Here is a 25767-nt window from a genome sequence, read left to right as displayed (position 1 = left end):
CCCCACCTCGGCGGGGCCGCCCGGGGTGTCAGGCGCGCAGGGTCGCGCCCAGGCGCTCGGCCGCCGCGGCCACGGCCGCGTCGCGCGCCTCGGTCGCCTCCTCCTGCTTGAGGGTCCGGTCGGCGGCGCGGAAGCGCAGCGCCAGGGCCAGCGACTTCTTGCCCGCGCCGAGCTGTTCGCCGGTGTAGACGTCGAACAGCCGCACGTCCTCCAGCAGCTCCCCGCCGCCGTCGCGGACCACGTCCACGACGTCCGCAGCGGCCACCGCGCCGTCCACCACGAGCGCGATGTCCATCAGCACCGGCGGGTACGCCGAGAGCTGCGGCGCCGGCCGCGGATCGGTGACGGGCAGCGCGTCCAGGTCGAGTTCCACCGCGCAGGTCCGCCTCGGCAGCCCGAGCGCTTCGAGGACCTTCGGGTGCAGCTCACCGGCGTGGCCGACGACCGCGCCGCCGACCTCCAGCTGGGCGCACCGGCCCGGGTGCCACGGCGCGAGGTCACCGGCGCGGACGGTCAGCTCCACGCCCGCGGCGGCGGCCACCGTGCGCGCCGTCTGCACGGCGTCGGCCCAGCTCGCCTCGCGGCCCTTGCCCCACCAGCCGGCCTGCTCGCGCTGCCCGGTGAACACGACGCCGACGTGCAGCGGCTGCGCGGGCAGCGACGCGTGCAGCGCGGCGACCTCCTCCTCCGACGGCCGCGCGGCGACGCCGACCGCGGGCACCGGCGGCTGGTCGGCAGCGGGCCGCACGACCTGTCCGATGTGGAACAGCGCGAGGTCGCGCTGCCCGCGGGCGAGGTTGCGCTGCACGGTGTCCAGCAGCCCGGTCAGCAACGTGGTGCTCAGCCGCGACTTGTCGGCCTCCAACGCGTTGAGCACGGACAGCGTGCGGCGTCGCGGATCGTCCTCGGCCAGGCCGAACGCGTCGAGCACCGCGTCACCGGTGAACGGGAACGGCAGCACCTCGACGCAGCCCTCGGAGGCCAGCGCGCGGGAGACCGCCCGCTTGCGGCGCTGCTCGGCGGTCAGTCCGCGTCCGGGCGGCGCCGCGGGCAGCACCGAGGGGATGGTGTGGTAGCCCTCCAGCCGCAGCACCTCCTCCACCAGGTCGGCGGGCTGCCGCAGGTCGGGACGCCAACTCGGCGGGGTCGCGGTGACCAGACCGACGCCGTCGTCGGAGGTGCTGACCTCGATGCGGCAGCCGATCTGGGTGAGCCGCCGCGCGGTCACGCCGCGCTCGTAGGAGACCCCGGCGATCCGGTCCGGCAGGCCCAGCGGCATGGTGACCGGCGCGGGCGACGCGGGCTCGCCGACATCGGTGCGGCCGGGCGCGATGGTGCCCTCGCCGTAGCGGACCAGCAGTTGCGCGGCCAGTTCGGTGGCGACCGGCGCGATCGCCGGGTCCACCGACCGCTCGAAGCGCTTGCCCGCCTCGCTGGGCAGCTTGTGGCGGCGGATGGTGCGGGCGATGCTCGCCGGATCCCAGTTCGCCGCCTCCAGCAGCACGTCGTGGGTGTCCTCGCCGATCTCGGTGGTCGCGCCGCCCATCACGCCCGCCAACGACACCGGCCCGGTGTCGTCGCAGATCACCACGTCGTCCGGGTCGAGTTCGCGGTCCACGTCGTCCAGCGTGGTCAGCTTCTCGCCCGCTTCGGCGCGGCGGACCACCACGTCCCCGCTGAGCTTGGTGGCGTCCCAGGCGTGCAGCGGCTGCCCGAGTTCGAGCATCACGTAGTTGGTGACGTCGACGGCCAGCGAGATGGAGCGGATCCCGGCCAGCGCCAGCCGCCGCCGCATCCACCACGGGGTCGGCGCGGACGGGTCGACCCCGGTGACCCGGCGGAACACGAACCGGGAGCAGGCGCTCGGATCGCGGATCTCCACGTTCCGGGACGGCCGGTCGTCGGCGGGCACCTGGCGCGACCCGGGGTCGCCGAACGGCACGTCGAGCGCGTTGGACAGTTCGCGCGCGAGTCCGCGCACCGAGAAGCAGTAGCCGCGGTCCGGGGTGATGGACAGTTCGATGACCGAGTCGTCGAGCCCGACCAGCGCGACGGCGTCGTCGCCGGGGTCGGCGGAGCCGGGCGGCAGCACGAGGATGCCCTCGTGGTCCTCGCCGATGCCCAGCTCCTTGGCCGAGCAGATCATGCCCTCGCTGGTCTTGCCGTAGGTCTTGCGCGCGGTGATCTCGAAGTCACCGGGCAGGACGGTGCCGGGCAGCGCGACGACCACCAGGTCGCCCTCCCGGAAGTTGCGGGCGCCGCAGATGATGCTCTGCATCCTGGGCTGCCCGTCCTCGGTCTCGCCGACCTCGACCTGGCAGTACCGGATCGGCTTCTTGAAGCCGGTCAGCTCCTCGATCTCGGCGACGCGTCCGGCCACGAGCGGTCCGCGCACCTGGGTCAGGTGCGTGACCTCCTCGACCTCCAACCCGATCCGGACGAACGCGTCGGCCAGCGTCTCCGCGGTCGTCTCCTCGGGCAGCTCAAGGTGCTCGGCCAACCAGGAAACCGGAATCCGCACTTGGTCAGGCCCTTCTTCTCGTTCAGTGCTGGGTCGTCAGGGATTTGCGGGGCTCAGCGGCCGACGCCGAACGGCCGGGTGAACCGGACGTCGCCCTCGACCATGTCGCGCATGTCCGGGATGCCGTTGCGGAACTGCAGCGTCCGCTCCAGGCCCATGCCGAAGGCGAAACCGGTGTAGACGTCGGGGTCGACACCGCAGGCGCGCAGCACGTTCGGGTTGACCATGCCGCAGCCGCCCCACTCGACCCAGCCGGCGCCGCCCTTCTTCTCCGGGAACCAGACGTCCATCTCCGCGGACGGCTCGGTGAACGGGAAGAACGAGGGCCGCAGCCGGGTCTTGGAGTCCGCGCCGAACATCGTCCGCGCGAACGCGTCCAGCGTGCCCTTCAGGTGGGCCATGGTCAGGCCCTTGTCCACCGCGAGGCCCTCGACCTGGTGGAACACCGGGGTGTGGGTGGCGTCCAGCTCGTCGGTGCGGAAGGTGCGCCCGGGGCACACCACGTACACCGGCAGGTCGCGTTCCAGCAGCGCGCGGATCTGCGACGGGGAGGTGTGCGTGCGCAGCACCAGCCCGGAGTCCTCCGGAGCCACGTAGAAGGTGTCCTGCATGGTGCGGGCCGGGTGGTCCTTGCCGAAGTTCAACGCGTCGAAGTTGAACCACTCGGTCTCCAGCTCCGGCCCCTCTGCGACCTCCCAGCCCATCGCGACGAAGGTGTCCTCGATGTGCTCGATGAGCTGGGTCATCGGGTGCCGGGCGCCGGCCGGGACGCGATCGGTCGGCAGCGTCACGTCCACGGTCTCCTCGCGCAGGACCCGCTCGTCGCGCTCGGCCTGCAGCACCGCGCGGCGCTCGTCGAAGGCGCCTTGGATCGCCTCGCGCGCCTGGTTGACGCGCTTGCCCGCGTCGGCGCGCGCCTTCGGCGGCAGCGCGCCGATCTCGCGGCGCGCGGTCAGCAGCGGCGAGCGCTCGCCGAGGTGCGCCGGCTTGACGGCCGCGAGCGCGTCCAGGTCGCCGGCCTCCTCGAAGGCCTTGCGCGCCTCGACCACCGCGCGGTCCAGGGTTTCCGGCGACAGCGCGGCGACCTCCTTCGGGTCGTACGGGTCGTTGGCTCCAGACATCGTTAGTGCGTGACTCCCGTTGGATCCGACAGGCTTCATTCCCGGGGCCGGCGAACGCGAACCTGCTCGTGGGCATGCGGCCGTGGGGCCGCTTGCTAGCCCCACGAGTCTATGCGACAGGACCAACCGAATTGCGCGGAGATCCTCCTCGGGCGCGCCTCACCCGCCGGTCGCCCGGTGGTGGGCGCGGGCGGACGCGTACAGGCAGACCGCGGCGGCGGTCGCCAGGTTGAGGCTCTCCGCCCGGCCGTACAGCGGCACGCGCAGCGCCGCGTCGAGCTCGGCGCGGACGTGCTCGGGCAGTCCGTGCGCCTCGCCGCCGAACACCCACGCGGTGGGCGCGTCGAGCTCGCCGTCGCGGTCCGCGGTGTCCAGGTCGCCCGCGGCCCGGCCGTCGGCCCCGACCAGCCGCAATCCGGCGCGGCGGCACGCCGCGAGGACCTCGGCGACGTCGCGGTCCCGCGCGACGGGCAGGTGGAAGACGCTGCCGGTGGAGGCGCGGACCGCCTTGCCGTTGTAGGCGTCGACGGTGTCCCCGGCGAACAGCACGGCCCCGGCCCCGGCGGCGTCGGCGACGCGCACCACGGTTCCGGCGTTGCCCGGGTCCGCCACGCCGACGAGCACCGCGACCAGCGGTGGTCGGTCGGCCAGCGCCTCGTCGACGGTGGTGCCGGGCAGGTCGCACACGGCGACCACGCCCTGCGGCGTCACGGTCTCCGACAGCGACGCGGCGGCCCGCTCGGTGACGTACCGCACCGGAACCGATCCGGCGCGGGCGAGTTCGGCGAGCTCGGCGTGGCGCGGCTGGTCGGTGGCGAACACCTCGCGCACCCGCACCTGCCCGGCGGCGTGCGCCGCCAGCGCCTCGCGCACCGCCTGCGCGCCCTCGGCGAGGAACGCGCCGGCCTTCTCGCGGCCGGCGCGGCGGGTGAGCTTGCGAGCGACAGCGACCCGGGACGACCGCTCGGTCAGCGGAGTCGTCCCGGGTCGCGGTGCCGAAGAGAGGCCCTCGGTGATCAGGCGACACCTTCCGGCAGGTTCTTGCGAGCCACGTCGACCAGCGCGGTGAACGCCTCGGGCTCGTTGACGGCGAGCTCGGCCAGGATCTTGCGGTCGACCTCGACACCGGCGGCCTTCAGGCCCTGCACGAACCGGTTGTAGCTCAGGCCGTTCTGCCGGGTCGCGGCGTTGATGCGGGTGATCCACAGCTTCCGGAAGTCACCCTTGCGGGCCCGCCGGTCGCGGTAGGCGTAGTTCATCGAGTGGAGCATCTGCTCCTTGGCCTTGCGGTACAGCCGGGAGCGCTGACCGCGGTAACCGCGAGCCGATTCGAGAATGGTGCGGCGCTTCTTCTGGGCGTTGACCGCCCGCTTCACGCGTGCCACGGGGTCCGTCCTGTTGATCTCATCGGGGGCGGGGACTACCGCCCGTGCGGATGCCTGGAAATCACGGCTGGCCTGCCGGGTCCGGCAGGCGTCGGCTCAGCGGCCCAGCAGCCGGTTGACGCGCTTGACGTCGTTCTTGGCCACCGACTCGGTGCCCTCCAGACGCCGGGTCACACGGCTGGACTTCTTCTCCAGGATGTGCCGACGACCGGCCTGCTCACGCCGCAGCTTGCCGCTGCCGGTCACTCGGAAGCGCTTGGCCGTGCCCTTGTGGGTCTTGTTCTTCGGCATTGACTAGTCCTCGTTTCGTACAGATGCCGGGCGGGATCGCGTCTGGAGGGCGTCCCGGCCCGGCGTCACGTTGCACGTCGCCGTCGCAGGCGTTGCGCCTGTTACGACGCGTTCGCCTTGGACTTCGACTTGTTGTTCTTGTGCGGCGCAAGAACCATGATCATGTTCCGACCGTCCTGCTTCGGATTGGCCTCGATGAAACCCAGGTCGGACACGTCGTCGGCCAGTCGCTGCAGCAGGCGGAAGCCCAACTCGGGACGCGACTGCTCACGACCGCGGAACATGATCGTCACCTTGACCTTGTGACCCTGACCGAGGAAGCGGGACACGTGGCCCTTCTTCGTCTCGTAGTCGTGCGGGTCGATCTTCGGCCGGAGCTTCTGCTCCTTGATGACGGTCTGCTGCTGGTTGCGGCGCGATTCGCGAGCCTTCTGCGCGCTCTCGTACTTGAACTTGCCGTAGTCCATGAGCTTGCAGACCGGCGGGCGCGCCTGCGGGGCGACCTCGACAAGGTCCAGATCCGCCTCCTGGGCAAGCCGGAGCGCGTCCTCGATGCGGACGATCCCGACCTGCTCACCGTTCGGTCCGACCAACCGGACCTCGGGTACGCGGATGCGGTCATTGATGCGCGTCTCGGAGCTGATGGGGCCTCCTCGGTTCGATGGCTTGCATGCTGCACCGCGGCGCGTGGAACTCGCCCCTGAAGTGCGAAACCCCGCCGAATCCGCTTCCGCGGACCCGCGGGGTCCTGACTCCACCGATCGAACCGGTACCGCAATACCGTTCACTCCGCCGAACTGGTTTCCGTCGGCGGCAACCGGGACCCGGAAGCCTGGGACGGCTACTCGGGTGGGAGCGGGACTCCACTTTGCCTCCCCCGCCTGCGCAGGGGCTGGTCGCTCGTGTCAGGGTAGCAGCCGTGACGGAACCGCAGCCAACCCCGTACCCGAGCGACCCGGCGGTCGGTTCGACCGAGCCGGCACACGACGCGGACGAGACTTTCAACGTGCGCGAGATGGCGGATGTTCCCAGCGTCGAGGTCATCAGCCGGGCAGCGGTGATGCTGCTGTCGGCCGGGGCCGAGAAGCTCGGGCTGGCCGCGGACGACCCGGACACCGCGCCGGAGCGCGACCTGGACGAGGCGCGCCGCGTCATCACCGCCCTGGCGGGCCTGGTGACCGCGTCGGTCGAGTACCTCGGACCGCACGCGGCTCCGCTGCGCGACGGGCTGCAGACCCTCCAGCGCGCCTTCCGCGAGACCTCCGCGGTGCCGGACCCGCCCGGCCAGGGCCCGGGCGAGAAGTACACCGGCCCGGTGCACTAGGACCCGTCATCGCGCGGCAGCGCGGACACCAGGGTCTGCACCGCGACCAGGGCCACCACCGGGGCGGCCAGCAGCCACGGCGCGGCGCCGAGGTGGTCGACCGACGCGGCGATCATGGCTCCCCACTCCGGTGCTGGCGGGGGTGTGCCCAGACCGAGGAATCCGAGCGCGGCCACCGTGTTGACCAGCGCCGGAACGCGGAGCAGCGCGAGAGAACCGGCCGTGGGCAGCAGTTCCGGCAGCAGCGAGCGCGTCCAGATCCGGGCGGTCCCGGCGCCGAGCGCGCGGTGCGCGAGCACCCACTGGCGGGTGCGCAGCGCGGCGGTGAGCGCGTCGGCCTGGCGGGCGAACGGCAGCCAGCCGACCGCGACCATCGCCAGCAGCAGCGTGGTCCGGCCCGGCCCCGCGACCAGTCCGGCGACCAGGGCGACGAGCAGCGGCGGCACGGCGGCCGCGACGTCCACCAGGGCCCGCACCACCGCGGCGCCGCGACCGCCGCGCCAGCCCGTCGCCGCCCCCACCGCGAGCCCGACCACCGCGGAGACCGCGAGCGCGGCACCGGCCGTGCCCAGCGTCGCCAGCGCGCCGTGCGCGAGGCGGGCGAGCACGTCGCGGCCCAGTTCGTCGGTGCCCAGCAGGTGGCCGGTCGACGGGGGCCGCAGGACGTCCCGCGTGTCGGTGGCCAGCGGGTCACCGGTGAGCCCGAGCACCAGCAGCACCAGCAGGACCGCGCCCAGCAGGCCCGGCCACGCGCGTCTCACGCGGCACCACCCCGCGACCGCGGGTCGACCACGAGGTGCAGTGCGTCGCCGACCGCGCCGACGAACAGCGCCACGGCGGCCGCGACGACCAATCCGGCCTGCACCACGGGGATGTCCTGGGCCCGCACCGCGTCGACCACGGTACGCCCCAGGCCCGGGATGTCGAAGACCGTCTCGACGGCCGCGGTCCCGGCGATCATGCCCGCCGCCTTGTAGGTGACCAGCGACAGCGCGGCGGGCAGCGCGGGCCGGGCGATGTGGCGGGTCCACAGCCGGAACTCGCCGATGCCGCGCGCCCGGGCCGCGGCGACGAAGTTCTCCCCGCGCAGCGCGGCCGCCTGGGTCCGCACGACCGCGGCGACCGGTGCGGCGAGCACCGGGACCAGCGAGGCGACCGGCAGCACCAGGTTCGCCGGACCGCGCCAGCCGGAGCTGGGCAGCAGGTGCAGGCCGACGGCGAAGACCGCGACCAGGACCGGGGCGAGCGCGAACTCCGGGACCGCCGAGGCCAGCCGGTTGCACGCGCTCACCACCCGGTCCGCCACCGCGCCCGGACGCCGCGCCGCCAGCAGCCCGGCCGCGCAGCCGACCGCGAACGACACCACCAGCGCGGTGACCATGATGCTCAGCGACACCTGGAACGCGCGGCCGAGCTGCGCGCCCACCGGGTCGCCGGACACCCAGGACGTGCCGAACCGGCCGGTGCACAGCCGTCCGAGCCGTTCGACGAGCCGCTGCCAGAGCGGGCGGTCGAGGCCGAGATCGGCCCGGATCGCCGCGATCACCCGCGGGTCGGGGTCGGCGTCGGCGTAGCGGACGGCGAGCACGCTGCGCGCCGAATCCACCCCGGTCAGCTCGGGCAGCAGCATCGCGACGAGCACGATCGCGACCAGCACCAGCGGGCTCAGTGCCAGTCGCAGCAGCGCCGACCCCCTCACCGGGGTGCGCGGGCGGTCAGCAGGAAGAACCCGGGCGCGCTCGGGTAGGGCACGCGGTCGAACAGGGCGGTGCGGTCGGTGACGTCGACCAACCCGGCGCGTTCCACGAGCGCGGCGCAGGTGGTGAAGTCCAGCCCCTCCGACAGCGGCAGCGCCGCCGACGCCTCGGCGTAGGAGTCGTCGAAGCGCCGCCGCACCACGTCGTCACCGACCTCGGCCACACCCCACCGACCGTCGCTGACCAGCAGCAGGCCGCCCGGCCGCAGCACGTCGAGCCACCGCCGCACGGCGCGGTCCGGGGCGGGCAGCGTCCACAGCACGTTGCGGGTGACCACGGCGTCGAACGGCCCTTCCGGGGGCCGTTCGGCCTCCCCGACCCGCCAGTCGGCCCGCAGGTGCTCCTCGGCGGCGCGCTCGGCGGCGACCTCCAGCATCCCGGGCGAGACGTCCTGGCCGGTCACCCGGTGACCGGCGGCGGCCAGGATGCGGGCGAGGAATCCGGTACCGCACCCGATGTCGAGGATCCGGGCGCGCGCACCGACGGCGTCGGCGATCAGCGGGGTGATCCGCGCCGACCACACGTCGCGGACGGGGTCCTGGCCGGGTTGCGCGTCGTAACCGGCGCGGGCGCGGCCGTTCCAGTAGGACACGACGGATCGCGGTGCGGCGGTCATCGCTTGGTCACCTCCACGGTGAGCAGCACGTGCTCCAGCGGGTCGGCGGGGACGCCGCGCACGTCGGCGGAGTGCGCGAGGTGCTGGCGTTCGTGGAACAGCGGGATGCCGGCGACGCGATCGGTGAGCAGGTCGTCGGCCCGGCGGAAGACCTCGGCGCGCTGCGCCGGGTCGGTGACCGCGCTCAGCCCCTGGACCAGGGCGTCCAGCTCCGGGTCGCAGAAGTGGTCCAGGCCGAAGGTGGCCCGGCAGCTGAAATCGCTGGTCAGGTAGCCGGCGACGTCCGGGACGTCGGCCATCTGGTTGCGCGAGTACACGGCGGCGTCGAGCTGCCCGGACAGGATCTTCGGCTCCAGCTGGGCCGCCGGCTCGGAGACGATGCGCACCGCGAACCCGACGCGGTCCAGTTCGTCGGCGAGCGCGGTCGCCGCGGCGGGCAGGTCGGGGCGTTCCGGGTAGACGCCGAGCGTGATCGGCACCGGGCCGGGGCCGGTCGCCTCGGTGAGCAGGCGGCGGGCCGCGTCCGGATCAGCCGGGCGCGGCGGGGTCCGCGAGCCCCACGGCGCGGCGGGGCCGAAGTGGTGGCTCGCCGGGGTGGCGGCGCCGTGCAGGACGCCGTCCACCAGGCCGCGGCGGTCGACGGCCAGCGCGGCGGCCCGGCGCACCCGCTCGTCGGCGAACGGACCGGCGGCGGTGTCGACGTGCAGCGCGGTGGTGCGCGGCAGGTCCACTGCGGACAGCCGCAGCCGGGGGTCGGAGCGGACGGCGTCCAGCCGCGCGGTCGGCACCTTGTCGACGAGGTCGAACTCGCCGCTGCGCAGCCCGTTCACCCGGGCCGAGGCGTCCTCGACGAAGCGGACGTCGGCGCGTTCGATCTTCGCGGGTCCGCCCCGGTACTGGTCGAAGCGGCGCAGGTGGAGCCCCTGGACTCCGCCGGTGCCGGTGACCTCGAAGGGCCCGGTGCCCGCTCCCCTGGTCAGGTCGATGCGGCCGTCGGGCCGCACGGCGGCGGGGTCGAGGACGGCGGCGGTGGCCGAGCCCAGCCGCAGCGGCAGGATCGGGTCCGGGCCGGTGGTGCGCACCACGAGGGTGCGCGGGTCGGGTGCTTCGGCGCCCTCGACCGCGCCGCGCAGGGCGCGGGGCGGCGCCGGGTCGTGCAGGACGCGGTTGATCGAGTCGGCGGCGGCCTGCGCGGTCACCGGGGCTCCGGAGTGGAACCGGGCGCCGTCGACGAGGGTGAAGGTCCACTGCCGCGGCGAGTCCTGCCGCCAGGAGGTGGCCAGTCCCGGTTCCGCCCGCCCGTCGAGGCGCTGCCCGCCGCCGTCCACCGCGTCCGGGGTGACTCGGGTGAGCGTCTCGGTCACGCCCAACCGCATGAGGATGTACGCGTCGTCGGAGGCCGGTGACCAGCCGGACCGCGGCGGGATGCCGATCGCGATCTTGAGCGCGTCCGCCCCGGAGCCGGATCCGCTGAATCCGCAACCGGCCAGCAACACCCCGGCCAGCGCGAGGACCGCCCACCACCGTCGCAGGCAGTGCAACTGCCACCTCCTTGCAATTAGGAATGCGAACGAGATTCTCGCACAACGGGCGAAGCCCCCCGGGGCGCCCGCGCCGGAAGTGCCTTGTGCCACGGCTCGCCGACCGCAACGATGACCGCGAGAAATCAGGAGGTTCCGGATGGTGTCGGTGGATCGGCTGCTGGTGTTCGCGGCGGTGTCCTTCGTGATCATCGCCGTGCCCGGTCCGAGCGTGCTGTTCGTCGTCGGGCGCGCGCTCGCGCACGGGCGCGGGACCGCGTTGCGGACGGTCGTGGGCAACGCGCTGGGCAGCTACGCGGTGGTGGTCGCGGTCGCGCTGGGCGTGGGGACGGTCGTCCAGGAGTCCGCGATGGCGTTCACCGCGGTGAAGTTCGCGGGCGCGGCGTACCTGGTCTTCCTGGGGATCAAGGCGGTGCGCGCGGCTCCCGCGGCGTTGTCGACGCTGCCGGAGCCCGAACCCGTCCGCAGTGGTGCGCGCACGGTGCGGGAGGGGTTCGTGGTCGGGTTGACCAACCCCAAGACGTTCGTGTTCTTCACCGCCGTGGTTCCGCAGTTCGTCGACGTCCACGCCGGGCCGGTGCCGGTGCAGATGCTGCTGCTCGGCCTCATCCCGGCCGGGATCGCGCTGTTGTCCGACAGCACGTGGGGGCTGTTCGCGGCGACCGCCCGGGACTGGGTGGCGCGCGCTCCGCGCCGCATGGCGCTGGTGCAGCGGCTGGGCGGTTTCAGCATGATCGGCCTGGGCCTGTCGGTCGCGGTGACCGGCCGCCGGGAGTGACCGGCCACCGCGACCGGTGCGTCAGTCGCGGACGGCGAGCGCGTCGATCTCGACGAGCAGCCCCTCGGGCAGTCCGACGTAGACGGTGGTGCGCGCCGGGAACGGTTCGCCGACCACGCGGGCGTAGGTGTCGTTCATCTCCTGGAAGTGCGCGGTGTCGGTGAGGTAGACGCGCAGCATCACGACGTCGTCCAGCGAGGCGCCGTCGGCCTGAAGGATCGCGATCACGTTGCGCAGGGCCTGCTCGGTCTGCTCGGCGACGCCGCCCTCGACGAGCTTGCCCGTCTCGGGGTTCACCGCGGTCTGCCCGGAGACCTGCAGGAGACCGCCCTTGCGGATGCCTTGGGACAGCGGGATGTTCGCGGGCGGCTTGGGGGCGTTGTCGGTGCTGACCACGGTCCGGGACATCAGGGTTCCTTCCTGTCGGGGGTTGTGCGCTGCCACCCCATCTCGGCGGAGATCGCCTCGGCGGTGCGCAGCAGTTCGTCGACGAAGCCGAGCAGCCCGTCGAAGTCCAGCAGCACGTCGGGCACCGACAGCGACACCGCGGCCACGACCTCGCCGCGGTCGTTGCGGATCGGCGCGCCGATGCAGTGGATGAAGTCCTCGTGCTCGTTGCGGTCGACCGCGTAGCCGAGGGCGCTCACCCGGTCCAGCTCGGCCAGGAACGCCTCGGCCGAGGTGATGGTGCGCGCGGTCAGCGGCGGGTAGCCGAGCCGTTCGGCGAGCTGCCGCCGCCGTTGCGCGGGCCAGTCGGCGACCAGCGCTTTGCCCACCGCCGTGCAGTGCAGCGGGGCGCGGCGGCCGATGCGGGAGTACATCCGCACCGGGTGCCGACTGTCCACCTTGTCGATGTAGACGACCTGGTCGTCGTCGAGCGTCGCCAGGTGCACGGTGTGCCCGGTGACCTCGCCGAGCGCGTCGAGGTGGCGGCGTGCGACGCCGCGCACGTCGAGGTCCTCCAGGGCGCGGTGCGCGAGGTCGAACAGGGCGCTGCCGAGCCGGTAGTGGTGGACGTCCGCGCGGCGGACGAACCGCCCCGCCTCCAGCGTGCGCAGCAGCCGCATCGCGGTCGACTTGTGCACGCCGAGCCGGTGCGCGAGCTGGTCGAGGGTCTGCGGTCCGGCCGCCAGTTCGGTCAGCACGGTCAAACCGCGTTCCAGGCTCTGGCTCACCGGGCCCCCTTCCGTTGACGCCCTGCGGGTGGAATGGTACACACGTACAAACCACATGATGCAACTACCGTTGCAAGATGCGCAATGCGGAGGAACCGGTGCCCGGTATCGACGACGCGGCGGTGCGCGCCCTCCACGACGAGGTCATCGACTGGCGCTTCAAGGGCATGCCCGCCGAGGCGTTCGGCCGCACGGTCGGCGAGTTCCTCGCCGGTCGACCACGCCTTTCCGACGCCGGTTTCGTCGGTCCGCTGCTGGTGCTCGACCGCCCGGCCATGGAGCACAACCTGCGCACCATGGCCGACTGGTGCTCGCGGCACGGGATCCGACTGGCCCCGCACGGCAAGACCACCATGGCTCCGCGCCTGTTCCAGCACCAGCTGGCGCACGGCGCGTGGGGCATCACCGCGGCCACCGCCAGCCAGCTGCGCGTGTACCGGGCGTTCGGCGTGCGGCGGATCCTGCTGGCGAACCAGCTCGTGGACCCGGCCGGGCTGGCCTGGTTGGCGGGCGAGCTGGACCGCGACCCGGACTTCGAGTTCTGCTGCCTGGTCGACTCGGTCCGCGGTGCGCACCTGATGGCCGAGGCGCTGGCCCGGGCGGGTGCGTCGCGACAGGTCGACGTGCTGGTCGAACTCGGCGCCGCGGGCGGCCGCACCGGCGTGCGCGACCTCGCCGGGGCCCGCGAGGTGGCCGACGCGGTGGCGACCAGTCCGATGCTCCGCCTCGTCGGCGTCGCCGGGTACGAGGGCGCCGTGGTGCACGACGTCACCGAGCACGATCTCTCCACTGTGGACTCCTACCTGTCCGGGACCCGCGAGCTGGTGGTGGACCTGGCGCGCGCCGGGTACTTCGCCGGGCTCGACCAGGTGATCGTGACCAGCGGCGGCAGCGCCTACTTCGACCAGGTCGCCGAGGCGCTGGCCGGGCCGTGGCCCGGCGATCTGCCGGTGGTCCCGGTGTTGCGCAGCGGCGCCTACGTGGTGCACGACGACGGCTTCTACCGCGTCCGCTCACCGTTCGGCCGACAGCACCGGCTGGCCGGGGACGAACCGCCGTTCCGGCCCGCGATGCGGCTGTGGGCGCAGGTGATCTCCCGGCCGGAGCCGGGGCTCGCGCTGGTCACCATGGGCCGCCGCGACGCGTCGTTCGACCAGGACCTGCCGGAGCCGCAGGTGGTCCGGGGCTCCGACGGCGCGGTGCGCGAACTGCATTCCTGCCGGGTGACCGAGCTGGCCGACCAGCACGCGTTCCTGGCGGTCCCGGACAGCGAGGTCCCGCGGATCGGCGACTGGGTCGGCTTCGGCCTGTCGCACCCGTGCACGGTCTTCGACAAGTGGCCGCTGATCCCGGTCGTCGACGGGGACACCGTGGTCGATCTGGTTCGCACCTTCTTCTGATCCACCGGCGCGGAAGGGGTTGTGCCATGGACATCGCGGTCCGCGGCGCTCGCGTCATCGACGGCGACGGCGGTCCGGCCCGGCGGGCCGACGTCGGTGTCGACAGTGGACGCATCGCCGCGATCGACGAACCCGGGCGGTTGTCCGGCAGGCGCACGATCGACGCCGACGGGCTGGCGCTGTGCCCCGGCTTCGTCGACATGCACTCGCACTCCGACCTGCGGATCCTCGCCGAACCCGACCACCTCGCGAAGGTCTCGCAGGGCGTGACCCTGGAGGTGCTGGGGCAGGACGGCCTGTCCTACGCCCCGGTGGACGACGCGGCGCTGGCCGCGCTGCGCGCGCAACTGGCCGGGTGGAACGGTGATCCGCCCGGATTCGACTGGAACTGGCGCAGCGTCGCGGACTACCTCGACCGGCTCGACACCGGCATCGCCGTCAACGCCGCCTACCTGGTGCCCCAGGGCACGCTGCGCATGCTGTGCATGGGCAGCGACGACCGCCCGCCGACCGGCGCCGAGCTCGACCGGATGCGCGAGGTGCTCGCGCGGTCGCTGCGCGAAGGCGCCTTCGGCATGTCCTCCGGGTTGACCTACACGCCCGGGATGTACGCCTCGACCGCCGAACTCACCGCGCTGTGCGAGGTCGTGGCGGCGCACGGCGGCTACTACAGCCCGCACCACCGCAGCTACGGCGCCGGCGCGCTGGACGCCTACGCGGAGATGATCCGGGTCAGCCGCGACTCCGGCTGCCCCCTGCACCTGGCCCACGCGACCATGAACTTCGGCGTCAACGAAGGGAAAGCCGCCGACCTGCTGTCCATGTTGGACGAAGCGCTGGACGGCGGCTGCGACATCACCCTGGACAGCTACCCCTACCTGCCCGGCAGCACGTCGCTGCACGCGCTGCTGCCCAGCTGGGCCACCGAGGGCGGCGTCGAGGCGACGCTGGAACGCCTGCGCGACCCGGCGCAGCGGCGGCGGATCCGCACCGCGCTGGAGGTCGAGGGCTCCGACGGCTGCCACGGCGTCCCCGTCGACTGGGACACCATCGAGATCAACGGCGTGGTGCGCCCGGACAACGAGCGGCTCGTCGGCCGCAGCGTCGCCGAATCCGCCCGCGCGGCGGGCGCGCAACCGACCGAGTTCTACCTCGACGTCCTGGTGTCCGAGGAACTGGGCAGTTCGTGCCTCATGCACGTCGGCCACGAGGAGAACGTGCGGGCGATCATGCGCCACCGCGTGCACACCGGCGGCAGCGACGGGCTGCTCGTCGGCTCCCGCCCGCATCCCCGCGCCTGGGGCACCTTCCCGCGCTACCTCGGCCACTACGTCCGCGAACTGGGCGTGCTCGGCCTGGAGGAATGCGTGCGGCACCTGACCTCCCGGCCCGCCGACCGCCTCGGCCTGACCGACCGGGGACGCGTGCGCGAGGGATTCGCCGCCGACCTGGTGCTGTTCGACCCCGATGCGGTGGCCGACACCGCGACCTTCGACGAACCCCGGCGCCAACCCGCCGGGATCCCCCACGTGCTCGTCAACGGCGTGCCGGTGATCGACGACGGCCGCCGCACCGACGCGCTGCCCGGGCGGGCGCTGCGCAAGCGCCCCTGACACCTCTCCTGCTCCTCGGTCATCGGCTGACCGGCGGGCGGGGTTGCGGTCCCGCCCGCCGGATCGGCGGTCAGGCGTTGTAGACGTCGGCGCCGAAGGGGGTCAGCCCCGGGGACCCCGCGTAGCCGAGGCGCGGCAGCGCGAACAGGTCCTCGATGCTGGCCAGCAGCGAGTAGTGGTTGTAAGGGGTGTCGCTGGTGCTGCCGGGCCTGACGTGCTTGGACAGCACCAGCGCGCCGGTGCGCCCACCGCCGGGACCGGTGATGCCGGGCAGCGGCGCGTTCGGCCCCGGGCCCTCGCCGCAGCAGGCGCCGGAGTCCTGCTGGGGCCCGTCCGACTCGTCGAAGGTGACGATCAGCATCCCGTCCTGCTGGTACGCCGGGGAAGCCAGGATCTTCGGCACCCAGGTCCGCAGCCACTCGTCGGCGGAGGCCAGACCTCCCGGGCGGCCGTCGACGCACGGCGCGTCGTGCGCGTCGTCGCACAGGTCGGGCGTGATGTAGGACAGCGTCGGCGTCGTCCGCACCTGCTGGAGGTCCCGCGGCAGCGCGGACAGGTCCACGTCGTCGGCCGCGCACTCCGGCGAGCCGGTGATCGAGGCGAAGTAGACGAACGGGTTGTGCCGGGCGGCGTACTGGTCGCCGACCCGGGCCTGCTGCGTGTCGTCGACCGCGCCGAGCCGCGGGTGCCGGCACGGCGTGCCCATGTCCTCCATGTACCCCTTCCAGGTGCGGCCGGAACCGGTGAGCTGACCGGCCAGCGTGGGCACCGACGACGGGTACACGCAGCCCTGGCCGACGGCCTGCCCGGGAGCGGCCGTGCCGGTCTGCCGGAAGGGCGAGTAGGTCTGGCAGTCGGCCTGCGTCTCGGCGTTCGGTCCCTGGCCGGAGATCTGGGCGAGGTAGTTGCCGAGGCTGTTGTGCGCGGTGCCGTAGTACTGGGTGAGCAGGTTGCCCTGCGCGCGCAGGGTCCGGCTCAGGTAGGGGGCCTTCGAGTCGGGGCCCCAGGTCTCGTCGAAGCCCTTGTTCTCCAGGTTGATCACGAACACGTGCCCCACGGGCGGCGGGGCGGCGGCCCGGGCGTCGTCGCCGCTGCTCGTCACGGCGACGACGAGTGCGGTGAGCAGGGCCAGTCCGGCGGCGAAGAGGGAACGTCCGGTCGTCATGGCAGGGGGAACCCTTCCTGGTGGGCGAGATCCCGCAGGGCGCGCCACTGCTCGTAGTCAGCGGTCGACCCCGCCCCACAGGGTGCACCGGTGACCTGGGGTACGGGCCAGCGCGGTGCCGACAGGTCGGCGGGAGCGGTGAAATCGAGGACCTCGGCGAGGTTGCGCGCCGCGCTGTCGCGCGGTGTCAGCGGTGGGAGGTTCCACCGCCATTCGACGGCCTTGAGCACCGAGGTGTGGTCGTAGACGTCGTGCGCGACGTACCCGCGGCGCGCGCGGGGCGAGATGACCAGGCACGGCGTGCGGAATCCGCGCAGCCCCCACTCCGGGTGCGCGTCGGGCGCCACCGACGGGGCCACGTGGTCGTAGAACCCGCCCCATTCGTCGTAGTTGATGACCAGCATGGTCCGAGCCCACGCCGGGCTGGACGTCACGGCCTCGTAGACCTGGTTGAGGAACGACTGGCCGGCCGGATGTCAGCGTGCGGGTGGTCGTCGGCCGACGTCCCGGTGCCCTCGTCGAGGAACTTCGGGTCCACGAAGGACAGTTCCGGCAGGTCCCCGGACGCGCAGTCGGCGAGGAACGACGTGTACGGGTGGCTGATCGGCAGGTACTTCCCGCCCCACAGCGCGGTGAATGGTGCGTCGACGTAGTAGTACCGCCCGCGCAGCCCGGCGGCGGCGAGCCGGTCCCAGATCGTCGGCAGGGTGCAGGTGGCGGTCGAGTTGTGGATGCGGTCGGTCTGCGCGGCGTGCTGGTAGAAGCGGTTGGGGTAGGTCTCGGCCATGATCGCCGAGAAGTACCTGTCGCACACCGTCCAGTGCGGTGCGGCCCCGCCGTGCCAGGAACTGCCTGCGCGTGGGTGTCACGGTGCTGTTGATATCCGCCCGTCGGCGGCCGGAAGAATTCGCCTGTTGCCGATGCCACGGGTGGACGCGGAACAGTTCGTCGCGGGTTCACCGGGAGGACAACTACGCCGTTTTGGTCTAGTCCACTGCCGGTGAGCGCGGCAGACTGTCGTCGCCCCTGACCAGCGAACCGGGAGAAGAGCCTTGGCAGACATGATGCGTCGCAGTTTCCTGACCGCGGTCGGCCTGTCCGCCGTCGGCGCGGCAACGGCGCCCACGGCCGCGCCGGGCAGCGGCGGAGCGGTCGCGGCGCGGCCGCGGGGGTTGCTGGCGCTCATCGGCAGCTACACGTCGTCGAACCCGGCCGGGCGCGGACTGGAGATCGCGCGCCGCGCGCCGTCGGGCGCACTGGAGTCCGCGGGCGTGGTGGACGGGGTGCCGGACGCGTCGTTCTTCGCCTGGTCGCCGGACCACCGCTTCGTCTACGTCACCAACGAACGCCCCGACGGCTCGGTCACCGCGATCGAGGTCACCGGCCACCGGCCGCGCGTGCTCAACAGCCGGAGCACGCGCGGCGCGGGGCCGACGCACCTCGCGGTGCACCCGGACGGCGACTTCCTGTTCACCGCCAACTACACCGACGGCAGCGTCGTGGTGCACCGCCGCGACGCCGACGGCAGCATCGGCGAATCCACCGATCTGGTGCGACATCCCGGGTCCGAGCCGCACGCGCACCAGGTCGTCGTCGACCCGAGCAAGCGCTGGGTCATCTCCGTCGACCTCGGTGACGACTCGGTGTTCGTGTACGCGCTGGACCACGGCACCGGCGAGCTCACCGAACACCAACACCTCCAGCTGCCCACCGGAACCGGCCCGCGACACCTGGTCTTCCACCCGGACGCCGAACGCGCCTACCTCGTCGCCGAACTGCGGTCCGAGGTCACCGTCCTCGCGTGGGACGCCGAGGACGGACGCCTCACGCCCGGCCTCGTGGTCGGAACCCGCCGGGACGGCGCGTCCGGGGAGAACTACCCCGGCGAGATCGCGGTCTCGCGCGACGGTCGCTTCGTGCACGCCTCGAACCGGGGCGACGACGACATCGCGGTGTTCGCGGTGGACGGCCCCGGGCTGCGACCGATCGGGAACACGCCAGCCGGCGGGAACTGGCCGCGCCACTTCGCGCTCGCCCCGGAGGAGACGTCGCTGTACGTGGCCAACCAGCGTTCCGGCACCATCACGCGGCTGTCCCGCGATCCCGACAGCGGCGCGCTCTCCCCCAGCCCCGACCGCTACGACTGCCCGTCGGTCGCGGCCATCACCTTCCACGGGTAGGGAGTGTTTCGGAAGTGCTCCGGGAGCCCCGACTCATGTATGCCCAGGTCCGGGTGGTCGGACGCCGACGCCGGGCGAGTCAGGACCGCTCCGCACCCTCGACGTGCGCCTTGAGCCGCTGCAACGTCTCCTCGATGGACCGGTGGTTGTCCCTGGCCAGCTTGGTCCGGCCGAACCTCGCGGCCAGCGGCATCCGCGAGTAGTCGAAGGTCTCGGTCACCCGCGTCGCCGACTCCCGCTCCGGCACCAGCTCGTACCGCCAGACCGCGGGCAGCAGGTTCCGCCACGCGATCCGCCGGTTCTCCTCGAACTCCACGACCCGGTTCGTCACGCGGTACCCGACGGATTTGCTCATCCGCATCCCGAACCGGGACCCCAGCTGGAGCCGTTCCGGACCGTTGATCTCCTGCCGCACGCTCCCGGAACCGTCGATGACGGGATGCTCGCGCGGATCGGCCAGCACCGCGAACACCACCTCCGGCGCCGCGTGGACCACGATGCTGCTCGACACGGAAAGCTCGTTGTCAGCCATGCGGCCGAACGTAACGCCGGAAGGTCACGAAGAGGGCACCGAAGCAACGCCAACGCGCGCGGACTGTCCTGTTCGGACACCTGAGGTCGGCGGATGCCACTTGCGATCCCGATGACCCGACCCCTAGCATTCCTCTCACAGATTGGGCGCCAACGTCCATATTTTGGGAAACACTGGGGAAGGGCTGCCATGCCAACCACGTCGACGTCCGCCCCGGCGGCCGACCGGACGCAGGCCGGGCGGAGCCGGATCGGTTTCGCCGGTATCTGCCTGGGATATTTCGCGATCATCCTGGACGGCAGCGTGCTCAACGTCGCGGTACCGGCCCTCCGGAGCGACCTGGGCAGCACGATGCCCGGGGCGCAGCGGGTGCTCAACGCCTACACGTTGGTGCTGGCCGGGCTGCTGCTCACCGCCGGAGCGCTGGGAGACCGGCTCGGGCACCGGCGGCTCCTGCTGGCCGGGCTGGGGGTGTTCACCGCGTCCTCCGCGGCGTGCGGGGCGGCGGACAGCACGGCGGTGTTGGTCGCGGCACGCGCGGTGCAGGGCCTGGGCGCGGCGGGACTGCTGCCCGCCACGTTGGCCCTGGTGCCGCACCTGTTCCCGGCCGGACCGCGACGGGAGCGGGCCACGGTGGTCTGGGTGGCGATCGGAGCGGGCGCGATGGCCGTCGGCCCGTTCGTCGGCGGAGTCCTCATCGACGCCCTGGGCTGGCGCAGCATCTTCCTGCTCAACCTGCCCATCGGCATCGCCGCCGCCGCGCTGGTGCGGGCCGGTGTGACCGAAACACCGCGACAGCGCTCCCAGGTCGACCGCGCCGGACAGCTGCTGGCCGCGGTGGGACTGGGGCTGATCACCGGCGGGTTGATCAGCGGCGGGGCGGCCGGGTGGACCTCGCCGGTGACGGCGGCGCTGCTGGTCACCGGGGTGGCTGCCGGAGCGGTTTTCGCCGTGGTGGAACGACGCGTCGCCGCGCCGTTGCTCCCGCCGTCGTTCCTCGCCGATCGGGTGCGGGCGGTGGCGGTGGCCTCCGCGCTGTTCATGGGATTTCTGTTCTACGGGGCGCTGTTCGCGATGTCGCTGTACTTCCAGCAGGTGCGGGGCTGGACGCCGTCGACCGCCGGGGTGGCGCTGCTGCCGTTCACCGTCGGCCCCGTGCTGGCTCCGCTGGTGCTGTACCGGCCGCTGGCGCGGCGCTTCGGGCACGCGCGGATGCTCGTCGCCGGGTTCGCCTGCTGCGCGACCGGGACGGCGCTGCTGTGCACCACCGGCCCGCACACCGGGTATCCCCTGCTGGGCGCGGGCCTGCTGCTGGCGGGCGGGGCGAGCACCGTGGTGTTCTCCGCGCTGACGTCACTGCTGATGTCCACAGTGGGCACCGAGCGGGCCGGGCTCGCGTCCGGGGTGCAGAACACCGCCCGGCAGGCCGGTGCGCTGATCGGCGTGGCGGTGTTCGGATCGGTGCTCAACACGGCGGCGTTCACCGCCCACCTGCGGATCTCGTTCGCGATGATGCTGGTCGTCGAGTTCATCGGCATCGCGGGCGGCGTCGCTGTGCTGCGCGCCACCCGGCGGACCTGACGGGAACCCGGAGCGCGCGCATGACCTGTGGTGGGGCACCGGCGGGAAGGCGCGGACGCCCGCGCCTTCCCGTCGCTCAGCGCTCGAACCGGTCGGACTTCACGGCGTCCAGGAACGACCGCCACTGCCCGGCGGTCGCCGTGAAGTACCCGGCAGCCCGGTCCTTCGAATCCCGCACCGCCGCACCGCCTCGGACCCGACCGACCTCGACGCAGTTGGTCTGCGTGCTGCTGCGGGTCGACTTCCGCCAACCTTCGGGCGCCTGTCGTGCTGTCATCGGTCTGCCTCCACTTCACGTACGACACCGGCGATGAACTCGGCTGATTCCTCCGGGTCCATCGCAACCCGTAGGACACTATCCACGGCGTTCCGGTACGCCTCGACGTCGTCTTCTTCGTGGAAGAACAGTGCTGCACGGCGATTTTCCAGATGCACGATCGGACGTTCGTCCGCGAAGTCGATCAGGAAGAAGGGACCTTCGAGCGCCGGGTGCCAGCCGGTGGCGCACGGGATGATCCTGATATCGATGTTCGGACGCTCCGCGAAATCGAGCAGGTGCTGGAGCTGGTCCAGCGTCACCTGCCGGTCACCGATCTGCTGGCGGATGGCGTTCTCGCCCACGAGGGCGAGAAGCTGAGCGGGGTTGCGGCGCGTCAGAACCTCGCGCCGACCGACCCGCACGAGCACGCGTGTTTCGACTTCGTGTGCCGGGACACCGCCAGTGACCATGATCGCCCGCGCGTAGTCGGCCGTCTGGAGAAGTCCGGGGATCAACAGCGGCGACACGTCCGTGATGTGGCTGGCTCGACGCTCGAAATCGAGTAGCGCCGCCATTTGCCGTTCTCTGTCACCACTCCGCACGGAAAGCCAGTGCGGATCGCTGCTGCTGCGGGCGAGTTCGAGAAGCTCGGCACGTTCTTGGCCGTTGACGCGGGTCGCCGCGAGGATGGAGGCAACGTCCTCCGGTTTCGGCGATCTCGCGCCTGTTTCCCACCGCGAGATGGCGCTGTGGGAGATGTCCAACTCTTCGGCGAGTGCACGCACCGTGAATCCAGCTGCCTTGCGCGCCTCGCGGAGTCGGGCACCGAGCGCGCGGGCTTTCGGGGTTCCGCTGGTGCCAGGCACATCAACTCACTGGAGGTAGCCGTGTATCCGTTCCACTGGGTTCCGGGCGACGGGCGGCGGCATGCGAGCCTCGATCCGCGCCCGTGCCGTTGCCGGTATCCGGCCGGGGCGCTCGTGTCGACCTGTGCGGCCGGAAGGTCGTGGTCGACCACAGCGAGGTGGCCTGGCTGTGGGAAACCTGCCCGGACTGCAACGGCGAGGCCCGTCGGCTCGCGGGGATCAGCGGACCATGAGCACTCGCACGAAGGGACTCGCCGTGCTGTTGCGTCGCGCGCAATGGCTGTTGGGGGACCTCGCCTTCCACGTCGGCGCCGGGAGCTTCCGCGACCGGGACGTCGAGGACGTGTGCGCGCTGCTCGAAGAAGTCGTCCGCATGCTCAGGGAGAACAAATCGTCCACTCAGGACAGAACGCGTTCCCCGGAGGCCGGGCCGCCGCTGGACGTGCAGCGCCGGGTCCGCGACGGCCTTCGGCGGCTCTAGACCCGGCCCGGCGCCCTCCCCGACTCGCGTGCGCCGGGTCGCGCGGTCGGGCGGTGAGCCTCCGCACCGCCCGACCGCACCACCACGCGAAGCGCCGGAGGTGCGTCGGTTTCGCGCGAAACCGACGGGTCAGCCGTCGGCCAGCGCCGGGGCGAGGAAGCGCCCGGTGTGGCTCTCGTCGATCTCGGCGACCTGCTCCGGAGTTCCCTCGGCGACCAGGGTGCCGCCGCCGGAACCGCCTTCCGGGCCCATGTCGAGGATCCAGTCCGCGGTCTTGATGACGTCCAGGTTGTGCTCGATGACCACGACCGTGTTGCCCTTGTCTACCAGGCCGTTGACCACGCCCAGCAGCTTGCGGATGTCCTCGAAGTGCAGACCGGTGGTCGGCTCGTCGAGGATGTAGACCGTCTTGCCGGTGGAGCGCTTCTGCAGTTCGCTGGCCAGCTTCACGCGTTGGGCCTCGCCGCCGGACAGCGTCGGGGCGGGCTGGCCGAGGCGGACGTAGCCCAGGCCGACGTCCACCAGCGTCTTCAGGTGCCGGTGGATGGCCGTGATCGGCTTGAAGAACTCCGCGGCCTCCTCGATCGGCATGTCGAGGACCTCGGCGATCGTCTTGCCCTTGTAGTGCACCTCCAGGGTCTCCCGGTTGTACCGGGCCCCCTTGCACACCTCGCACGGCACGTAGACGTCCGGCAGGAAGTTCATCTCGATCTTCAGCGTGCCGTCGCCCGCGCACGCCTCGCAGCGACCGCCCTTGACGTTGAACGAGAACCGGCCGGGCTGGTAGCCGCGCACCTTGGCCTCGGTGGTCGCGGCGAACAGCTTGCGGATGTGGTCGAACACGCCGGTGTAGGTGGCCGGGTTGGACCGCGGGGTGCGGCCGATCGGCGACTGGTCGACCTGCACCAGCTTGTCGACGTTGTCCAGGCCCTTCACCCGGGTGTGCCGGCCCGGCACCTGGCGGGCGCCGTTGAGCTTGTTCGCCAGCACCGCCGCGAGGATGTCGTTGACCAGCGTCGACTTCCCGGACCCGGACACGCCGGTGACCGCGACCAGGCAGCCCAGCGGGAACGACACGTCGATCTTGCGCAGGTTGTGCTCGCGGGCGCCGACGACCGTCAGCAGCTTCTTCGGGTCCCGCGGGCGCCGCCCGTCCGGCAGCGGGATGCGCTTGCGGCGCGCGAGGTAGTCCCCGGTCAGCGACCGCTCGTTGTCCAACAGCTCCTTGAAAGGTCCACTGTGGACGACCTGGCCGCCGTGCTCACCGGCGCCCGGGCCGATGTCGACCACCCAGTCCGCGCTGCGCACGGTGTCCTCGTCGTGCTCCACGACGATCAGCGTGTTGCCCAGGTCGCGCAGCCTGCTCAGCGTCTCCAGCAGCCGGTGGTTGTCCCGCTGGTGCAGCCCGATCGACGGTTCGTCCAGCACGTACAGCACACCGACCAGACCGGAACCGATCTGCGTGGCCAACCGGATGCGCTGCGCCTCGCCACCCGACAGCGTCCCGGCCGCGCGGTCCAGCGACAGGTAGTCCAGGCCCACGTCCAGCAGGAACCCCAGCCGTGCCTGCACCTCCTTGAGCACCCGCCCGGCGATCATCCGCTCCCGCTCGCCCAGGGCCAGGCCGTGCAGGAACTCCGCGCACTCCCGCACGCTCAGCGCGCTGACCTCGGCGATGGACAGGTCGCCGAACTCCGGGTTCGCCATGGTCACCGCGAGGATCTCGGGCTTGAGGCGGGTGCCGTCGCACGCCGGGCACGGCACGTCCCGCATGTAGCCCTCGTACTTCTCGCGGGCGTAGTCGGACTCGGTCTGCTCCAGGCGCCGCTCCAGGAACGGGATGACGCCCTCGTAGTTGGCGTAGTAGGAGCGGGTGCGGCCGTAGCGGTTGCGGTAGCGCACGTGCACCTGGTCGGTGGTGCCGTGCAGCACCGCCTTCTTGACCTTGGTGGGCAGCCGCTTCCACGGGGTGTCCATCCGGAACCCGATCGCCTCCGACAGCGACGTCAGCAGCCGGGTGAAGTACTCGGCGGTGTGCCCGCCCGCCCACGGGGCGATCGCGCCCTCGCCCAGCGACAGCTCCTCGTCGGGCACCACCAGCTCGGGGTCGACCTCCTTGCGGATGCCGAGCCCGGCGCACTCGGGGCAGGCGCCGTAGGGCGAGTTGAACGAGAACGACCGCGGTTCCAGCTCGTCGACGCCCAGCGGGTGGCCGTTCGGGCAGGCCAGGTTCTCGGAGAACTTGCGCTCCCGGTTCGGGTCGTCCTCGTCGAGGTCGACGAACTCGACCAGCACCAGCCCGTCGGCCAGCCGCAGCGCGGTCTCCACCGAGTCGGTCAGCCGCTGCTTGGCGCTCGCCTTGACGGTGAGCCGGTCGATCACGACCGCGATGTCGTGCTTCTCCTGCTTCTTCAGCTTCGGCGGCTGGTCCAGCGGGTGCACCACGCCGTCGACCCGCACGCGCGCGTAGCCCTGGCCCTGCAGCGTTTCGAACAGGTCGACGTACTCGCCCTTGCGACCCCGCACCACCGGCGCCAGCACCTGGAACTTGGTGCGGTCGGGCATGTCGAGCACCTGGTCGACGATCTGCTGCGGGGTCTGCTTGCTGATCGGCTCGCCGCAGGTGGGGCAGTGCGGCTTGCCCGCGCGGGCGAACAGCAGGCGCAGGTAGTCGTAGACCTCGGTGATCGTGCCCACCGTCGACCGCGGGTTGCGGCTGGTGGACTTCTGGTCGATCGACACCGCCGGGGACAGGCCCTCGATGAAGTCCACATCGGGCTTGTCCATCTGCCCGAGGAACTGCCGGGCGTAGGCGGACAGCGACTCGACGTAGCGGCGCTGCCCTTCGGCGAAGATGGTGTCAAAGGCCAGGCTCGACTTCCCGGACCCGGACAGCCCGGTGAACACGATCAGGCTGTCCCGGGGCAGGTCGAGGTCGATCCCGCGCAGGTTGTGCTCACGGGCGCCGCGGACGACAAGGCGGTCAGCCACTGTGATCCCTTCGAAAGTTTTCTCGCCGTTGACGTGGACGTGCGTCGACCGTGGGGCTCCGCGTGCCGGATCGGCGCGGCGGCAGCGGGTGCGCGACGTCGCGGCGCCCATGCTATTCCGGACCCCCGACAGCCCAGGGCCCGCACACTCCACCCCGCTCGTGAACGCTGTGCGACCACCGACTCCCGAC

27 protein-coding genes are annotated in these 25767 nt (G+C 72.3%); 8 read left to right on the top strand and 19 right to left on the bottom strand.

Annotation, left to right across the window (positions count from 1 at the left end; translation table 11 throughout):
* Positions 1-28 precede the first annotated feature (28 nt).
* The 6 genes from pheT to infC form a co-directional block, all read right to left on the bottom strand.
* Positions 29-2521 (bottom strand): phenylalanine--tRNA ligase subunit beta, encoded by a 2493-nt coding sequence (gene pheT / locus NV263_RS09270; protein ID WP_263252213.1) that lies wholly within the window; start codon positions 2519-2521, stop codon positions 29-31.
* Between the two features lie 53 nt (positions 2522-2574).
* Positions 2575-3642, bottom strand: coding sequence for a phenylalanine--tRNA ligase subunit alpha (gene pheS, locus NV263_RS09265; RefSeq protein WP_263252211.1), 1068 nt, complete (start codon positions 3640-3642; stop codon positions 2575-2577).
* A gap of 159 nt (positions 3643-3801) precedes the next feature.
* Positions 3802-4659, bottom strand: coding sequence for a TrmH family RNA methyltransferase (locus NV263_RS09260; protein ID WP_263254142.1), 858 nt, complete (start codon positions 4657-4659; stop codon positions 3802-3804).
* The gene (gene rplT / locus NV263_RS09255) at positions 4659-5027 is read right to left on the bottom strand and encodes a 50S ribosomal protein L20 (RefSeq protein ID WP_263252210.1); all 369 of its coding nucleotides are present in this window, start codon (positions 5025-5027) and stop codon (positions 4659-4661) included. Before rplT ends, NV263_RS09260 begins: the two co-directional genes overlap by 1 nt.
* Before the next feature lie 96 nt (positions 5028-5123).
* Complete coding sequence (gene rpmI, locus NV263_RS09250) at positions 5124-5318, bottom strand: 50S ribosomal protein L35 (protein ID WP_263252209.1); 195 nt, start codon at positions 5316-5318, stop codon at positions 5124-5126.
* A gap of 101 nt (positions 5319-5419) precedes the next feature.
* The gene (infC, locus tag NV263_RS09245; protein ID WP_263254141.1) at positions 5420-5962 is read right to left on the bottom strand and encodes a translation initiation factor IF-3; all 543 of its coding nucleotides are present in this window, start codon (positions 5960-5962) and stop codon (positions 5420-5422) included.
* A gap of 371 nt (positions 5963-6333) precedes the next feature.
* Here infC and NV263_RS09240 point away from each other — a divergent pair, with 371 nt between their 5' ends.
* A complete protein-coding gene (locus tag NV263_RS09240; RefSeq protein ID WP_263252208.1) occupies positions 6334-6642 on the top strand; it encodes a DUF1844 domain-containing protein in 309 nt (102 codons plus the stop codon).
* On the opposite strand, the gene NV263_RS09235 is transcribed toward NV263_RS09240, so the two are convergent.
* The 4 genes from NV263_RS09235 to NV263_RS09220 are packed head-to-tail and all read right to left on the bottom strand — an operon-like array spanning position 6639 to position 10556.
* Positions 6639-7403: an ABC transporter permease gene (locus tag NV263_RS09235; RefSeq protein ID WP_263252207.1), complete on the bottom strand. Its 765-nt coding sequence runs from the start codon at positions 7401-7403 to the stop codon at positions 6639-6641. The genes NV263_RS09240 and NV263_RS09235 overlap by 4 nt on opposite strands.
* Complete coding sequence (locus tag NV263_RS09230; RefSeq protein WP_263252206.1) at positions 7400-8341, bottom strand: ABC transporter permease; 942 nt, start codon at positions 8339-8341, stop codon at positions 7400-7402. The genes NV263_RS09235 and NV263_RS09230 overlap by 4 nt, the downstream gene beginning before the upstream one ends.
* Positions 8338-9015, bottom strand: a complete 678-nt coding sequence (locus NV263_RS09225) for a class I SAM-dependent methyltransferase (RefSeq protein ID WP_263252204.1) — start codon at positions 9013-9015, stop codon at positions 8338-8340. Before NV263_RS09225 ends, NV263_RS09230 begins: the two co-directional genes overlap by 4 nt.
* On the bottom strand, positions 9012-10556 hold the full coding sequence (locus NV263_RS09220; RefSeq protein WP_263252203.1) for an ABC transporter substrate-binding protein: 1545 nt from the start codon (positions 10554-10556) through the stop codon (positions 9012-9014). The genes NV263_RS09225 and NV263_RS09220 overlap by 4 nt, the downstream gene beginning before the upstream one ends.
* A 139-nt stretch (positions 10557-10695) precedes the next feature.
* On the opposite strand from NV263_RS09220, the gene NV263_RS09215 reads away from it, so the two are divergent.
* Positions 10696-11334, top strand: a complete 639-nt coding sequence (locus NV263_RS09215; RefSeq protein ID WP_263252201.1) for a LysE family translocator — start codon at positions 10696-10698, stop codon at positions 11332-11334.
* Positions 11335-11355: 21 nt separating this feature from the next.
* Here NV263_RS09215 and NV263_RS09210 read toward each other — a convergent pair whose 3' ends face one another.
* Positions 11356-11742 (bottom strand): RidA family protein, encoded by a 387-nt coding sequence (locus tag NV263_RS09210; RefSeq protein ID WP_263252198.1) that lies wholly within the window; start codon positions 11740-11742, stop codon positions 11356-11358.
* Positions 11742-12509, bottom strand: coding sequence for an IclR family transcriptional regulator (locus NV263_RS09205; protein WP_263252197.1), 768 nt, complete (start codon positions 12507-12509; stop codon positions 11742-11744). Before NV263_RS09205 ends, NV263_RS09210 begins: the two co-directional genes overlap by 1 nt.
* Before the next feature lie 77 nt (positions 12510-12586).
* Between NV263_RS09205 and NV263_RS09200 the strand changes: the two genes are divergently transcribed.
* Both NV263_RS09200 and NV263_RS09195 read left to right on the top strand, forming a co-directional pair.
* The gene (locus NV263_RS09200; RefSeq protein ID WP_263252195.1) at positions 12587-13909 is read left to right on the top strand and encodes an amino acid deaminase; all 1323 of its coding nucleotides are present in this window, start codon (positions 12587-12589) and stop codon (positions 13907-13909) included.
* A gap of 26 nt (positions 13910-13935) precedes the next feature.
* Positions 13936-15522 (top strand): N-acyl-D-amino-acid deacylase family protein, encoded by a 1587-nt coding sequence (locus tag NV263_RS09195; RefSeq protein WP_263252193.1) that lies wholly within the window; start codon positions 13936-13938, stop codon positions 15520-15522.
* Between the two features lie 70 nt (positions 15523-15592).
* Here the strand turns inward: NV263_RS09195 and NV263_RS09190 are convergent, their stop codons facing one another.
* From NV263_RS09190 to NV263_RS30660, 3 genes are read right to left on the bottom strand one after another with little or no spacing between them, the layout of a single operon-like run.
* Positions 15593-16687 (bottom strand): alkaline phosphatase family protein, encoded by a 1095-nt coding sequence (locus tag NV263_RS09190; RefSeq protein ID WP_263252191.1) that lies wholly within the window; start codon positions 16685-16687, stop codon positions 15593-15595.
* Complete coding sequence (locus NV263_RS30665; RefSeq protein ID WP_345601211.1) at positions 16684-17121, bottom strand: alkaline phosphatase family protein; 438 nt, start codon at positions 17119-17121, stop codon at positions 16684-16686. The genes NV263_RS09190 and NV263_RS30665 overlap by 4 nt, the downstream gene beginning before the upstream one ends.
* Positions 17118-17501: an alkaline phosphatase family protein gene (locus NV263_RS30660; protein ID WP_345601212.1), complete on the bottom strand. Its 384-nt coding sequence runs from the start codon at positions 17499-17501 to the stop codon at positions 17118-17120. Before NV263_RS30660 ends, NV263_RS30665 begins: the two co-directional genes overlap by 4 nt.
* 247 nt (positions 17502-17748) lie before the next feature.
* Here NV263_RS30660 and NV263_RS09180 point away from each other — a divergent pair, with 247 nt between their 5' ends.
* Positions 17749-18867 (top strand): lactonase family protein, encoded by a 1119-nt coding sequence (locus tag NV263_RS09180; RefSeq protein WP_263252189.1) that lies wholly within the window; start codon positions 17749-17751, stop codon positions 18865-18867.
* Between the two features lie 79 nt (positions 18868-18946).
* Here NV263_RS09180 and NV263_RS09175 read toward each other — a convergent pair whose 3' ends face one another.
* Positions 18947-19399, bottom strand: a complete 453-nt coding sequence (locus tag NV263_RS09175; protein ID WP_263252187.1) for an SRPBCC family protein — start codon at positions 19397-19399, stop codon at positions 18947-18949.
* A gap of 189 nt (positions 19400-19588) precedes the next feature.
* Here NV263_RS09175 and NV263_RS09170 point away from each other — a divergent pair, with 189 nt between their 5' ends.
* On the top strand, positions 19589-20980 hold the full coding sequence (locus NV263_RS09170) for an MFS transporter (RefSeq protein ID WP_263252186.1): 1392 nt from the start codon (positions 19589-19591) through the stop codon (positions 20978-20980).
* Positions 20981-21056: 76 nt separating this feature from the next.
* Here NV263_RS09170 and NV263_RS09165 read toward each other — a convergent pair whose 3' ends face one another.
* A complete protein-coding gene (locus tag NV263_RS09165; RefSeq protein WP_263252184.1) occupies positions 21057-21257 on the bottom strand; it encodes a DUF397 domain-containing protein in 201 nt (66 codons plus the stop codon).
* Positions 21254-22105 (bottom strand): helix-turn-helix domain-containing protein, encoded by an 852-nt coding sequence (locus tag NV263_RS09160; RefSeq protein WP_263252182.1) that lies wholly within the window; start codon positions 22103-22105, stop codon positions 21254-21256. Before NV263_RS09160 ends, NV263_RS09165 begins: the two co-directional genes overlap by 4 nt.
* Positions 22106-22188: 83 nt before the next feature.
* Here NV263_RS09160 and NV263_RS09155 point away from each other — a divergent pair, with 83 nt between their 5' ends.
* Both NV263_RS09155 and NV263_RS09150 read left to right on the top strand, forming a co-directional pair.
* The gene (locus tag NV263_RS09155; protein ID WP_263252180.1) at positions 22189-22338 is read left to right on the top strand and encodes a hypothetical protein; all 150 of its coding nucleotides are present in this window, start codon (positions 22189-22191) and stop codon (positions 22336-22338) included.
* On the top strand, positions 22335-22586 hold the full coding sequence (locus NV263_RS09150; protein ID WP_263252179.1) for a hypothetical protein: 252 nt from the start codon (positions 22335-22337) through the stop codon (positions 22584-22586). Before NV263_RS09155 ends, NV263_RS09150 begins: the two co-directional genes overlap by 4 nt.
* A 129-nt stretch (positions 22587-22715) precedes the next feature.
* Here NV263_RS09150 and uvrA read toward each other — a convergent pair whose 3' ends face one another.
* The gene (gene uvrA, locus NV263_RS09145; protein WP_263252177.1) at positions 22716-25577 is read right to left on the bottom strand and encodes an excinuclease ABC subunit UvrA; all 2862 of its coding nucleotides are present in this window, start codon (positions 25575-25577) and stop codon (positions 22716-22718) included.
* Positions 25578-25767: the final 190 nt, after the last annotated feature.

Source organism: Saccharopolyspora rosea (assembly GCF_025643595.1).
Lineage (GTDB): Bacteria > Actinomycetota > Actinomycetes > Mycobacteriales > Pseudonocardiaceae > Saccharopolyspora > Saccharopolyspora rosea.
This window is presented reverse-complemented; position numbering and strand designations above follow the sequence as displayed.